Source organism: Niveispirillum sp., assembly GCF_017996735.1.
Taxonomy (GTDB): Bacteria; Pseudomonadota; Alphaproteobacteria; order Azospirillales; family Azospirillaceae; genus Niveispirillum.
In genome coordinates, this window is the sequence record NZ_JAGOGJ010000039.1 from 42,633 (window position 1) to 53,213 (window position 10,581).

8 protein-coding genes are annotated in these 10,581 nt (G+C 63.2%); 4 read left to right on the forward strand and 4 right to left on the reverse strand.

The annotated features are described in order from the left end of the window. Nucleotides 1-73 precede the first annotated feature (73 nt). The 4 genes from KBA48_RS14410 to KBA48_RS14425 all read left to right on the forward strand — a co-directional run bounded on the left by KBA48_RS14410 (nucleotide 74) and on the right by KBA48_RS14425 (nucleotide 4,983). Nucleotides 74-1,306: an alginate export family protein gene (locus KBA48_RS14410; RefSeq protein ID WP_292907496.1), complete on the forward strand. Its 1,233-nt coding sequence runs from the start codon at nucleotides 74-76 to the stop codon at nucleotides 1,304-1,306. Nucleotides 1,307-1,965: 659 nt separating this feature from the next. Further along, complete coding sequence (locus tag KBA48_RS14415) at nucleotides 1,966-3,276, forward strand: CmpA/NrtA family ABC transporter substrate-binding protein (RefSeq protein WP_292907498.1); 1,311 nt, start codon at nucleotides 1,966-1,968, stop codon at nucleotides 3,274-3,276. Nucleotides 3,277-3,296: 20 nt separating this feature from the next. Next, nucleotides 3,297-4,169: a nitrate ABC transporter permease gene (gene ntrB, locus KBA48_RS14420; RefSeq protein WP_292907500.1), complete on the forward strand. Its 873-nt coding sequence runs from the start codon at nucleotides 3,297-3,299 to the stop codon at nucleotides 4,167-4,169. 16 nt (nucleotides 4,170-4,185) lie between these two features. Then, nucleotides 4,186-4,983: an ABC transporter ATP-binding protein gene (locus tag KBA48_RS14425; protein ID WP_292907502.1), complete on the forward strand. Its 798-nt coding sequence runs from the start codon at nucleotides 4,186-4,188 to the stop codon at nucleotides 4,981-4,983. 63 nt (nucleotides 4,984-5,046) lie between these two features. Here the strand turns inward: KBA48_RS14425 and KBA48_RS14430 are convergent, their stop codons facing one another. The 4 genes from KBA48_RS14430 to KBA48_RS14445 all read right to left on the reverse strand — a co-directional run bounded on the left by KBA48_RS14430 (nucleotide 5,047) and on the right by KBA48_RS14445 (nucleotide 9,877). Further along, nucleotides 5,047-6,738, reverse strand: a complete 1,692-nt coding sequence (locus tag KBA48_RS14430) for a CHASE3 domain-containing protein (RefSeq protein WP_292907503.1) — start codon at nucleotides 6,736-6,738, stop codon at nucleotides 5,047-5,049. Nucleotides 6,739-6,942: 204 nt separating this feature from the next. Continuing rightward, nucleotides 6,943-7,953: a CmpA/NrtA family ABC transporter substrate-binding protein gene (locus KBA48_RS14435; protein ID WP_292907504.1), complete on the reverse strand. Its 1,011-nt coding sequence runs from the start codon at nucleotides 7,951-7,953 to the stop codon at nucleotides 6,943-6,945. 2 nt (nucleotides 7,954-7,955) lie between these two features. Then, on the reverse strand, nucleotides 7,956-8,543 hold the full coding sequence (locus KBA48_RS14440; RefSeq protein ID WP_292907506.1) for an ANTAR domain-containing response regulator: 588 nt from the start codon (nucleotides 8,541-8,543) through the stop codon (nucleotides 7,956-7,958). Between the two features lie 17 nt (nucleotides 8,544-8,560). Further along, nucleotides 8,561-9,877 (reverse strand): MFS transporter, encoded by a 1,317-nt coding sequence (locus KBA48_RS14445; protein ID WP_292907508.1) that lies wholly within the window; start codon nucleotides 9,875-9,877, stop codon nucleotides 8,561-8,563. Nucleotides 9,878-10,581 lie beyond the last annotated feature (704 nt).

Here is a 10,581-nt window from a genome sequence, read left to right on the forward strand (position 1 = left end):
CCCCGGACAATGGCGTCTGAACACCTGGGAAGAACCTGGGATGTTTAGGCGCCTTTTTTTATTGGAGCCTCAGATGACGACGCGGAAACAAAACGCGCGCAGCCTGTCCCTGTTGATCCTTGTTCCCGTCCTGTCGCTGACCGCCCTGCCGGCGGCCGCATCGGACGTTGCCGCCCTGATCAAGGATGGCAAGTTCCTGCTGGATTTCCGCTACCGCCTGGAAACTGTCGATCAGGCCGGCCTGCCGCAGGAGGCCACGGCCCACACGGTGCGCGCCCGCACCGGTTTCCAGACGGGCAAGATCAACGGATTCTCCCTTCTGGCGGAGGCGGAAACCGTGGCCCATATGAACCAGTCCTTCAATGACAGCCTGAACGGCAAGACCCGCCGGCCGGTGATCGCCGATCCGGACGGCATGGAACTGAACCGGTTGCAGGTGGATTATACCGGCCTGCCCAAAACCAGCATCACGGTCGGCCGCCAGCGCCTGAACCTGGACAATCAGCGTTTCATCGGTGCCGTCGGTTTCCGCCAGAACGAACAGACCTTGGATGCAGTCAAGATCAACAGTCAGGCCATCGACAAGCTGGACCTGACCTACGCCTATGTGGCCCAGGTCAACCGTGTCTTCAGCCATAAAAGCCCGCAGGGCGCGTTCGAGGGCGACAGCCACCTGTTCAATGCCGGTCTGACCCTGGCCCCCATCGCCAAAGTCACGGGCTATGGCTATCTGCTGGACCTGGAGGAACAGCCGCTGCTGTCCACCGCCACCTATGGCGGACGCGTGGCCGGCAAGGTCACGCTGGACAAGGTTGCCCTGACCTATGCCGCCGACTATGCGCACCAGAGCGACTACGAAGGCAACCCGCGCGACATCTCGCTGGATTATGTCGGGCTGGAACTGACCGCCAGCTATGCCGGCATTTCCGTGGGCGGCGGCTATGAAAGCCTGGAAGGCGACGGGGTGCGCGGCTTTGCCACGCCACTGGCCACACTGCACAAGTTCCAGGGTTATGCCGACGTGTTCCTGACCACCCCGGCCAACGGCGTTACCGATGCCTATGGCCGTATCGGTTACGAAACAAAGCTGGACTGGGGCCGCGTCACGGGGTTTTCAGCGGCCCTCTGGTGCCATGATTTCGAAGCCGAAAGGATTGATCTGTCCTATGGCAGCGAGGTCAATCTGGAGGCGGCGGTGAAGCTGGGACCGAAGGTCACCATCAGCACCAAATATGCCGATTATGACGGCGACGGCGCCTTTGCCGATCGGAAGAAATTCTGGCTGTCGCTGGAATACAGCTACTGATCCGCCGGGGCCGCCCGCCCCCGGCGGGAGGGGTGGCCCCCTGTCCATCCACCTCCGCCGGTGCCTCGAAGGGTTGTGATACCATCGGTCAAAATTCTTGACCGATGGTACGGCGGGACTGCCGCCGCGCGGCCCATGCCGCGTAGCCAAGGGCGCGGATGCGCCCGCCGGCGACTGAGATACACGAAATCTTGACCATCGGTCATGATTTCGTGACGCTGGTATGAGAGCGCCAAAGCGCAACAGCCACCGCCCAAAAAATCACCACGCGGCGCATCTGCACAAATCCGCGCCATCACCGCCTGCAACTTGAGCGTTCCCGCTGCCGCTTTTCGGCGCATGAGCGGCCCTTCCTGCGAAAACCGGCAGCCACACTCTTGATAAACAACAATTAACCATTTGCCTTTCGCCATCCCCGGCACTTGGCACACTTCTCGCTAATATCGTCTCGCACTCGCGGCATGAAGGTGACGATGCCTTTTCTCCGGGCTGGTAACGGTCCGGGGCCGCGGTGCCGAAATTGCGATTCCGACGCTGGGATCGCCTGGAGCAACGGCGCTCCGATGACCTGCACGGGCTTTTATCGCCCCTGGATGTCGTCGGAGCGCCGTTTTCATTTTCAGCCCGGCCACCAGCCGGAAACAGGGAGCCCGCGCATCATGAGCCAGACCGACAAATCCCCCGCCGGCCTGACCCGCCGTTCGCTGCTGACCAATACGGCAAAGGCCGCCGGCGCCGCCGCCATCCTGACCGCCGCGCGCACCGCCCTGCCGGGTGGGGCCGCCTGGGCCGCCGCCGCGCCGGAGGTCACGGGCGCCACGCTGGGCTTCATCGCCCTGACCGACAGCGCACCGCTGATCGTGGCCAAGGTGAAGGGCCTGTACGCCAAATACGGCATGCCCGACGTGAATGTCGTGAAACAGGCAAGCTGGGGCACGACCCGCGACAATCTGGAACTGGGATCGGCGGCCGGCGGTATCGACGGCGCGCATATCCTGACCCCCATGCCCTACCTGATCTCCACGGGCAAGGTGACGAAGAACAACCAGCCGCTGCCCATGGCCATCCTGGCGCGGCTGAACACCAACGGCCAGTGCATCTCCGTTGCTAACCGGTACAAGGGCATGGGCATCACCACCAAGGCCACCGGCCTGAAGGAAGCCTTTGCCAAGGCCAAGGCGGAGGGCAAGGAGGTGAAGTGTGCCGTCACCTTCCCCGGCGGCACGCATGACCTGTGGATGCGCTACTGGCTGGCGTCCAACGGCATCGACCCGGACAAGGATGTCTCCACCATCGTGGTGCCGCCGCCGCAGATGGTGGCCAACATGAAGGTCGATACGATGGAGGCGTTCTGTGTGGGCGAACCCTGGAACGCCCAGCTGGTGAACCAGGGCATCGGCTTCACGGCGCTGACCACGGGCGAGCTGTGGCACGACCATCCGGAAAAGAGCTTCGCCATGCGCGCCGACTGGGTGGAAAAGAACCCCAACGCCGCCAAGGCCCTGCTGGCCGCCGTGATCGAGGCGCAGATCTGGTGCGACAAGCCGGAGAACAAGGAGGAGATGTGCCAGATCGTCTCGGGCCGTGAATGGTTCAAGGCGCCGGTGGAGGACATTCTGGGCCGCGCCACGGGCACCATCGATTATGGCGACGGGCGTGTGGTCAAGGACAGCCCCGAAATCATGAAATATTGGCGCGACCACGCCTCCTATCCGTATCAGAGCCATGACCTCTGGTTCCTGACCGAGGATCAGCGCTGGGGCTATCTGCCCGCCGATCTGGACACCAAGGCTCTGATCGCCAAGGTCAACCGCCAGGATTTGTGGCGTGACGCCGCGAAAATCGTCGGGGCCGCCGACGTTCCGGCCGGCCCCTCGCGCGGCGTGGAGAAATTCTTCGACGGCCGCACCTTCGATCCCGCCAACCCGGCGGCCTATCTCGCATCGCTCGGCATCAAGCGTATCGCCTGAGTTCTGGGGAGGAAATAAACATGTCGACGATCAGCGAGAATAGTGTCGTGGCACGGGTGCAGGGTGGCGGCGGGCTTTCCGCCCTGGCCGCCACCCTGCAATCGGCCCTGCTGCAGGCACGGGCCAAGCTTTTCGATCTGCTTCCCCTCATCGTGGCCCTGGTCACATTGCTGGGCATCTGGGAACTGGCCTGCCGGGGGGCCGGTTCCTCCCTGCCGCCGCCGTCGCGGGTGGTCACCGACACCTGGGAACTGATCATCGATCCCTTCTTTGACAATGGCGGCGTGGACAAGGGCCTGTTCTGGCATCTGGCCGCCAGTTTGAAGCGGGTCGCCGTCGGTTTCACCCTGTCGGCCATCACCGGCATCGCACTGGGCGTGCTGATCGGACAATCCAGCCTGGCCTTCCGGGGGCTGGACCCGATCTTCCAGGTGCTGCGGACGGTCCCGCCGCTGGCCTGGCTGCCCATTTCGCTGGCAGCCTTCCGCCAGGCCGACCCGTCGGCCATCTTCGTGATCTTCATCACCTCTATCTGGCCGATCATTCTGAACACGGCCGTGGGCGTGCGGCAGATCCCGCAGGATTACCGCAATGTGGCCCGCGTGCTGCGCCTGTCGCCGCTGGAATTCTTCTTCCGCATCATGCTGCCCTCTTCGGTTCCCTTTATCTTCACCGGGCTGAAGATCGGCATCGGCCTGTCCTGGCTGGCCATCGTGGCGGCGGAGATGCTGATCGGCGGCGTCGGCATCGGCTTCTTCATCTGGGACGCCTGGAACAGTTCCCTGATGAGCGAAATCATCCTGGCGCTGGTCTATGTCGGCCTTGTCGGCTTCCTGCTGGACCGCGTGATCACCCTGATCGGCAACCGTATCGCCGGCCGCAAGGTCGGGTAAGGACGAGGAGACGAGCATGACCCATCCCTACCTTTCCCTTGAGAATGTCGGCATGGATTTCCGCGTCGGCGGCCGTGTCTTCCACGCTGTCACCGACGTGAACCTGAGCATCGATCGGGGGCAGTTCGTCTCCATCATCGGCCATTCCGGCTGTGGCAAGTCCACCTTGCTGAACATCGTGGCGGGCCTGACCCGCTGCACCGCCGGCGGCGTCATCCTGGACGGGCAGGAGGTGAACAGCCCCGGCCCCGATCGCGCCGTAGTGTTCCAGAACCATTCCCTGCTGCCCTGGCTGACCGCGTACCAGAATGTGCGGCTGGCCGTGGACAAGGTGTTCGGGTCATCCAAGTCGGCGGCCGAACGCCATGACTGGACGCTGCACAATCTGCGGCTGGTCCATATGGATCATGCGGTGGACAAGCGTCCCGACGAATTGTCGGGCGGCATGAAGCAGCGCGTGGGCATCGCCCGCGCGCTTGCCATGGAACCCAAGGTTCTGCTGATGGATGAACCGTTCGGTGCGCTGGACGCCCTGACCCGCGCCCATCTTCAGGACACGGTGATGGAAATCCAGACCCGCCTGAACAGCACCGTCATCATGATCACCCATGATGTGGACGAGGCTGTGCTGCTGTCCGACCGGATCGTGATGATGACCAACGGCCCGTCCGCCACCATCGGCGAGGTGCTGACGGTCGACCTGCCCCGCCCCCGCCGCCGGCTGGACCTGTCCGACGATGCCCGTTACATCGGCTACCGGGCGTCGGTGCTGCGGTTTCTCTATGAACGGCATGCGAAACCCGAAGCGGCGTAACCCCAATGCCATCGGTGGGCGGCGGCTCTCCTGCGCCCACCGATGGCTTTACTCAACTGCGTTTTACGCAGCGCGAACGGTGGCGATAAAGCTCTCCACCTCGCGGCGTAGAATCTCAGCCTCCCGCGAAAGACCATTCGCCGAACCCAGAACCTGGGTCGCCGCCGCACCGGCCTCCGACGCCGCCTGGCTTACGCCGGAGATGTTGGTATTGACCTCCTGCGTGCCATGCGCTGCCTGCTGAACATTGGAGGAAATCTCCCGCGTGGCGGCACTCTGCTGTTCAATGGCGGCGGCAATGTTGCCGGAGATTTCGTTCAACCGGTCAATGGTCCTTTCGACACCTTCGACCGCCAGTTTGGCGCCGCCGGTTGCCGACTGGATTTCGGTGACCTTCGCCTGAATTTCATCGGTCGCGCGGGCGGTCTGGTTGGCAAGTGCCTTCACCTCCGACGCGACGACGGCGAAGCCCTTGCCCGCATCACCGGCGCGTGCCGCCTCGATCGTGGCATTCAGCGCCAGAAGGTTGGTCTGCCCAGCGATTTCATTGATCAGTTTGATAATATCACCGATCTGCTGGGCCGCCGTGACCAGAGCCACCATGGTGTCGGAGGTGCGCTTGGTCTCCACCGCCGCCTGACCGGCGATCTGGCTGGAGGTCGATACCTGACGTCCGATTTCCTGTATGGAAGATGACAATTCCTCCGTGGCGCTGGCGACGGTCTGGACATTGGCGGACGCCTGTTCGGACGCCGACGCGACAACCATCGCCTGACGGCTCGTCTCCTCCGCCGTGCCGGACATGGCAGATGCGGTAGCCTGCATCTCCGTCGCGGCCGACGCTACCGTCTCCACGACACCCTTCACCCGTGCCTCGAACGCATCCGCCAGCTTCAGCATGCCGGCGCGGCGTTCGGCCTCGGCCGTGGCCTTCTGCGCCTCCTGGGCGGCCTGCAGGCGCTCCATCTCGATGGCATTCTCTTTGAAGACCTGGACCGCCGCCGCCATTTCCCCGATCTCATCGCGGCGCTGGCGATACGGCACGTCCACCGCCTTGTCATTCGCGGCCAACCGGCGCATCACGCCGGAAATGGCGACGACCGGGGTGCTCACGCCGCGGGACAGCAGGAAACCGAACAGGATGGACAGGAGGCACGCCGCCGCCATACCTGCCCACGTCGCCGTTCCGGAAGCATCAAGCGCATTGCTTTGGTTCCCCGCCCGGACTTCCAGCAGCTGACGCTCCACCTCCCGGATGTCTTCGGCGATGCGACGCAGGTTGTCGAACGAAGCTTTCCCCGCACCACCTGCTTCCATGTCACGGGCGGCCTGCACCGTGGCAGGATTGGCCATCAACGCGATCTCCCGATCAGCAACGCCCGTCTGCCATTTCTCCATGGCCAGTTTCAAATCGTCCAGCCGCTTCTGCTGGGCCGGATTGTCCTTGGTCAGTTCCTTCGCCTGCCGCCAACTGTCCGCCGCAAGCTTCCCGCCGGCCGCATAGGGTTCCAGAAATTCCTTCTTGCCAGAAAGAAGATAGCCACGCAAACCGGTTTCCTGGTTCACCATTCCCATCACGACAGCGTCAATACTATCGAGAACTTTGTAAGTATGTGTGCTCCATTCGGTGGTCTTGCGCACAACCGAAAGCTCATAATTTACAAATATTCCCATTAATGCTATAATTATAAGGATAGCAGTAAAAGACAGAGCTAATTTTATTTTTATCGACAAATTGATAATGACTTTAAGCACTCTGCGCCCCCTTGCCCGGATATGAAATCAGGCCAGAATTGCGATAAATCAAAGATGATACACACCCGATTTATGGCTATTAATCCGCCCTAACAGGGGTGAAAATACGATTGAATGCAGCTATCCCTCAATATATCCAGACAGATACGTTTCCAGATTGGAAGCAATCTGAACCGCAATTTCCCATTCGCACCGCGCGCCTGCTCAGATGCCCATCGCCTCGTCATACAGATCCGGCCGCCATACCGCCTCGGCCAGTGCAGTGCGGTCGTCGGCTGACAGGTCGATCTGCCCGGCCGCCGTCATTTCCAGCAGCAGGCGATAAGCATCGGCCACGTCGGGACGGTTGCGGTTGGGGGCGGGGATGGCGCCCCGCAAGGTCAGCTCGATCAGGTCGGCGGAAAGGCCAACATATTGCGCCTCTGCCAGCAGCCGGGCCAGTTCCGCGCGGTTGCCGGGGTCGCGGCTCCACTCAGCGGCATTCACGATGGCGCGGACCAGGGCAGCAACCCTGGCCGGATGCTCCTCCGCCCAATCGGTACGCAGGCCCAGCACCTTTTCCAGACCGTCGGGCCGGATATCAGCCTTGGTCACCACCACCTTGCCCACGCCCCGCTGCACGGCCCGCTGGTTCCAGGGCTCCCCAGTGCAGAAACCGTCGATCCAGCCGGCGGTAAGGCTTTCCACCATGCGGGGCGGCGTGATGACGCCGATATTCACCTCGCGGCCCCCGTCGATCCCGCCGTCGGCCAGCCATTTCAGCAACTCGTAATGATGGCACGAGAAATGGAACACGGTGACGAAGGACAGCAACGGCTTGCCCGCCGCCCGGTCGGCATCGATGATGGGGCGTAGCGCACGGGCACGCAGGGCGGCCGGTCCCGCCATCACATCCGGTGCCACGGCCACCATACGTTCATACAGATCCAGCGACACGGTGATCGCATTATTGCCCAGGCCCAGCGACACCGGCACCAGCACGGGTGTGGCCGGCACCCCCGCGATGCCGTGATGCAGGGCCAGGGCCAGCGGTGCCAGGATATGCGCCCCATCCACCAGCCCGAAGGCCAGCTTGTCCCGCAACGCCGCCCAGGAAGGCGCGCGTTCCACGACAAGGTCGATACCCTGGGCGGCCGCGAAGCCCTTTTCCGCCGCCACGACGGGAATGGCGCAATCCACCAGGGGCGCGAAGCCCAGCTTGACGATCTCGGCCATTCTCAAATCTCCATCTCGAAGGCGGTTATCACGCTCTGCGCGATGTCGGACAGTTTGCGGTTCTGTTTCATGGCGGTACGCCGCATCAGATTGTAGGCGTCCTCCTCCGACAGGCCGCGATGTTTCATCAGCAGGCCCTTGGCTTTTTCCACCTGCTTGCGGTCCTGCAATTTGGACTGCGCCTCGTCCCGTTCCCGCCGCAGCCGGTCGAAGGCGTTGAAGCGGGTGATGGCCGTCTCCACGATCGGCTTGATCCGGTCCTGGCGCAAACCATCCACGACATAGGCGCTGACGCCCGCATCGATGGCGGCATGGATCATGTGGCTGTCGCTCTGATCCACAAACATGGCGATGGGCCGCTGGACCACGCGACTGACCTGGAACATCTGTTCCAGCGTGTCGCGGTCCGGGTTTTCCAGATCGATGATGATGACATCGGGCGCCAGCGCCTGGATGCGGGCCAGCAGATTGACCGAGGGGCCGATCGTGCTGACGCGGACCCACCCCGCCTCCACCAGCCCACGCTCCACCACGGCGGCGCGGTCGGGATTGCCATCGATGACCAGGATATTGGGTTCGGTGTTGGCCATGCTTGTGTCTGCCACCCTCACTCCGCCGGCACGGGGACCACGCCCCGCACCTCTTCCACCACACCCTCCGTGAACCGGATCAGCAGCGTTGGCAAAGAGGCCAGCGTCACCGCAATGCCCAGATACAGCAACCCCTGCTGATAGGTAATGCCCTCCGCCTTGAACAGGAAGCCGGCCGCCACCGCCCCCATATTGCCGCCGGCCCCGACAATGCCCGACACGGACCCCAGCGCCTTGCGGTTCACAAACGGCACGATGCCGAAAGTGGCACCGCAGCCCATCTGCACAAACAGGGAGAAGAACAACATCGCCGTCACCGCCACCCACAGCACAGTCATCTGCGAGAACAGGATCAGCGCCAGACCTTCGGCAAACAGCACCAGGAACAGCAGCCGCACGCGGGCCTGCAACCCCGCCTGCCCGGCCCAGCGATCGGACAGAAAGCCGCCCAGCGTGCGGGCAAACAGGCTCATCGATCCGAACAGGCCCGCGATGATGCCGGCGGTGGCCAGGTCGAGCTTGAACGTGTCGAAGAAATAGATGGCCGCGATATTGTGCAGGGTCAGTTCAACGCCGAAACAGGCTCCATAGGCAATGAACAGGGCCCAGACGCGGATATCGGACAGGGCCGTCAGGAACCCGCCCTTGCCCTTCCCCCCACCGGCGGGCGGCAGACGGCCGGCGGCGCGCAAATCCTTGAAATCACCGTCCGGGCAATCCTGGGTGAAGCGCCAATAGGCCAGGGCCGCGACCAGCAGCACCAGACCCGGCACCACCATGGCCAGCCGCCAGGCATGCGTCTTGTCCACGCCCAGGAACAGGATGCCGGTCAGGACCAGCGGCATCACCATCTGCGTGATGCCACCGCCCAGATTGCCCCAGCCCGCCGTGGTGGCATTGGCCGTGCCCACGACGCCGGGCGCGAACATCACCGAGGTATGATACTGCGTGATGACAAAGGCGGCGCCAATGGCGCCGATGGCCAGCCGCGCCAGCAGGAAGGTCTCGTAACTGTCGGCAAGGCCCACACACATGACCGGCACCGACCCCAGGGCCAGCAGGCCCGTATAGGTGCGGCGTGGCCCGAACCGGTCGCACATCGGCCCGATGATCAGGCGCACGGCCACGGTGATGGCCACCGACGCGATCATGATATTGCCGATCTGTCCCTTGCTCAGGCCCAGATCGTCACGCACCACGGCCATCAGCGGGGCGATGCCGAACCAGCCGAAAAAACACAGGAAGAAGGCGAACCATGTCATGTGAAAGGCCCGCATCTGCACGCTTTTCAGCGTGAACAGATCGATGCGGCTGGCCTTGTTGCGGATATCCATCGTTGCTGCCTTTGTCGTCCGGGCCGCCTGCCGGTTCCCGGTCGGCGGCCATGCGTTGCGACGGGGGATACCCCCGCCTCTGCCTGGTCGTCCGCCGTTGGACGATGGAATATCCCTGCCTCGGGACAGTCTTCATTCAGCAATGGCCGTGCCAGCGGGGGCAGGCGCGGGATTCCGGGACTTTGCCCCGCCATCCCGTGCCACGGCTGCATAAAAATGCATCACATGCCTCACGCTGCCTTAAATATCGGCAGACGAACCGCATCCGGCACCCCTCGCCCACCCCCTGAATCCAACAATTCCAAGGGGTTGCCACCTTGGCACGCCATTCGCAAATAGGGATGCGGCGCAAGGCGATGCAGCGTTGCGACGGCCCTTCCCGGCGGGGAGGGCAGATATAGGGGGTCCAAGGCCGGGCCCCACCGGATAATGGCGTCCGAACGTGTGACTGTCCCCAGGCGGGGGACGATGCACGGTCGGGCGCCTTTTTTATTGCGCATTTTTTGCGCAAGAGATGGATGGAGCCAGACATGACCCCCTTCTCCGCCCCACCGGCCGCCAACAATGTCCCATCGGGCCGCCCCCGGCTGGTTGTCATCGGCAATGGCATGGCCGGCATCCGCGCCGTGGAAGAATTGCTGGAACGGGCACCCGACCTTTACGACATCACGGAGTTCGGCGCCGAACCGCGCGTGAACTACAAC

Coding starts and splice junctions, on each gene's coding strand:
- KBA48_RS14410 (WP_292907496.1), top strand. CDS start 74: ATGACGACGCGGAAACAAAACGCGCGCAGCCTGTCCCTGTTGATCCTT.
- KBA48_RS14415 (WP_292907498.1), top strand. CDS start 1,966: ATGAGCCAGACCGACAAATCCCCCGCCGGCCTGACCCGCCGTTCGCTG.
- ntrB (WP_292907500.1), top strand. CDS start 3,297: ATGTCGACGATCAGCGAGAATAGTGTCGTGGCACGGGTGCAGGGTGGC.
- KBA48_RS14425 (WP_292907502.1), top strand. CDS start 4,186: ATGACCCATCCCTACCTTTCCCTTGAGAATGTCGGCATGGATTTCCGC.
- KBA48_RS14435 (WP_292907504.1), bottom strand. CDS start 7,953: ATGGCCGAGATCGTCAAGCTGGGCTTCGCGCCCCTGGTGGATTGCGCC.
- KBA48_RS14440 (WP_292907506.1), bottom strand. CDS start 8,543: ATGGCCAACACCGAACCCAATATCCTGGTCATCGATGGCAATCCCGAC.
- KBA48_RS14445 (WP_292907508.1), bottom strand. CDS start 9,877: ATGGATATCCGCAACAAGGCCAGCCGCATCGATCTGTTCACGCTGAAA.